Origin of the sequence: Pseudovibrio sp. POLY-S9 (genome assembly GCF_001431305.1) — a bacterium.
Lineage (GTDB): Bacteria > Pseudomonadota > Alphaproteobacteria > Rhizobiales > Stappiaceae > Pseudovibrio.
This window is the reverse complement of record NZ_LCWX01000204.1, coordinates 31,204-33,240: the sequence shown is the minus strand read 5'-3', so window position 1 is coordinate 33,240 and position 2,037 is coordinate 31,204. Positions and strand designations below refer to the sequence as shown.

The window sequence follows — 2,037 nt, the reverse complement described above, 5'->3', positions numbered from 1 at the left end:
TCTTCTGAGCGCTTTCGAGAGAGTGGCCGGTGATCGCGCAAATCTCGGGGATCTGGCATCTTGCATTTGCAAGCCAGGTCACAGCTGTATCTCTGAGATCCTGATCTGTGAAGTCTGTGAGTGATGGTGTTGCCTTCAAGCCTTTGGCTGGATCTCCTTTTACAGCATACTGGCGGATCTCCCGAAACTTCCTGCTGTAGTGCTTTGATGTGATGCTAAAGGGTTTTTGTGCTGTCTCGTCCTGGACCAGTTGCGGATATTTTACTTTCCAGTTTGCTCTTCGGGCCTTTGCCGCGTTCAGGCGCTTTGTTACCTCTGCGAGCTCTGGCATTGATACGAGTGCGCCTGTTTTGTTTTGGCGCAGTTTGATGCGTCCTTCTTCTCGGCTCTCTTCGATAAGGGATAAGCGGTCGCCCTGGCGTTGGCCGGTGCATAGGCCGATCATAATAGCATCCCCGATCTCAGGGCGACCACATGCATCAGCTGCAGCGATGAGCTGTTTCATCTCGTGGATTGATCCTACGCGCAAGCGTGGTGCTGGCGTGCTCATGCCGAGCTCTTTAAACGGGTTGTCTCCTACCAGGCCTTTGAGCTTGCCATAACTCCAAGCGCTCCTGCAGGTGGCGATGATGCCACGTGCAGTCGTCAAGCCTTTGCTGATTTCGAGAGCTTCAAAAAGGCCATAGGCGATCGGAGTTGAGATCCCTGCTGCAGGAGCTGCCCAAAACTCCTCATCAAAATTCGAAAGGGTGTTGCCCATCTGGCGATACCACTCTTGCGTTTTGGGGGCGAGTTTTTCGAACTTGGGGCTTTGGTGCCAGTGTGAGATCAGAGTTGATACGGAGAAGATGGGAGCTCGCCGCTTTGGTTGCTGGGTCTTAGCTCCCATCTTTATTGCTTTCCGCCGCGCTTCAACCTCTTCTGAGCGTTTGTTGGCCCATTGGATTGATGCCTCCAGGCCGAGCCAATTGCCGGCGCTGTCTTTCAGATCCTCGCCCTTGTAACCCAAGCGGCGCAGGCCTGGGCCCGGATTGAAGCGAGGGCGGCCATCACGCCAAGCGATGTGAGGGATTTTGATTTGTAGTTTTGCCATGAGGCGCTCCTGGCGTGTGGTCGGTTTAGTATTTGGTTGGCTCGTATGAGGCTTTTAACTCCAGAAACTCAATCACTTTTATGATGTTTTCTGGATTAGCCAGTGCGACCCACTTTGCGTTGATGTGTTGGTTATCTAGAGGGAAAGTTCCCGGTGGAATGTTCATGGGGTATTCGCTGTAGAACCTTGCCACTTGGACTGGGTCCAGTACTCCAGCGGTAACTACTGGCTTGCTGCTGTATGGTTCTGGTGGGAACCATTGGCCGGCTGAAGCTTGCTCAGAGAGTTCCTTCAACTGAGTGATGATTTGCGGAGGGCTCATGTTGTTCTGGCCTCCCAGGCTGTGCTCATGCAGTCGAGGAAGGTTTGGCCAGAGTCATTCAGGTTGGCATAGGTGGACACCAGAGCCGGGATCAACTCGCCTGGCTCAATGTCAGAGAAGAAGGTGCCAAGCTGGTTTAATAGTTCTGGGAGTAGCTCACCGTTGTTGGAGATCTCCTCCGCAACCTGGTCCATGTGGAAGTTGGCTTCAGGCAGATTTGTGAGTTGTTCTGAAAGGTTCATGCTGCAATTCCTCGATCAAAAAGCCGTTCTGCAAAGACGCAAGTGCGGGCAATCTCCGACTGTTGTTGCAGGTTGCTGGCTTGCTCGGCTGTTCCGCGCCAGGCGTATTTACTGTGGTCGGTGTAGCCTTGGGCACTCAAGTGGAGGTAGGAGGGTTGTTGCCCAGGTGATTTCTTTTGGAGCAGATAGCCAGCCTCGATCGTGAGAACGGGTTTGATAATGTTTTTCATGAGGCTTTGCTCCTGACGCGGATTGCTTCAGCAGCAAGTTTTTGGCCTAGCTCGGTGATTTCCAGTTTTCCGGCACGTTGGTAGGCGACACCCAGAGCGATGAGTTTGTCTGCTGTTCTGAGATTGATGCGCCGGAGATCTCCTTGCCTC

The 2,037-nt window shown here is 53.1% G+C and carries 4 protein-coding genes; all 4 read right to left on the bottom strand.

Translation table 11 applies throughout. The annotated features are described in order from the left end of the window. Positions 1 to 1,093: hypothetical protein (locus PPL9_RS20860; protein WP_057464495.1), on the bottom strand; the 1,093-nt coding region annotated here is incomplete at its 3' end. Between the two features lie 25 nt (positions 1,094 to 1,118). Next, on the bottom strand, positions 1,119 to 1,415 hold the full coding sequence (locus PPL9_RS20855) for a hypothetical protein (RefSeq protein ID WP_057464494.1): 297 nt from the start codon (positions 1,413 to 1,415) through the stop codon (positions 1,119 to 1,121). Beyond that, entirely contained in the window at positions 1,412 to 1,657 is a 246-nt protein-coding gene (locus tag PPL9_RS20850) for a hypothetical protein (RefSeq protein WP_057464493.1), read from the bottom strand. Before PPL9_RS20850 ends, PPL9_RS20855 begins: the two co-directional genes overlap by 4 nt. Next, positions 1,654 to 1,887: a hypothetical protein gene (locus PPL9_RS20845; protein ID WP_057464492.1), complete on the bottom strand. Its 234-nt coding sequence runs from the start codon at positions 1,885 to 1,887 to the stop codon at positions 1,654 to 1,656. Before PPL9_RS20845 ends, PPL9_RS20850 begins: the two co-directional genes overlap by 4 nt. Positions 1,888 to 2,037: the final 150 nt, after the last annotated feature.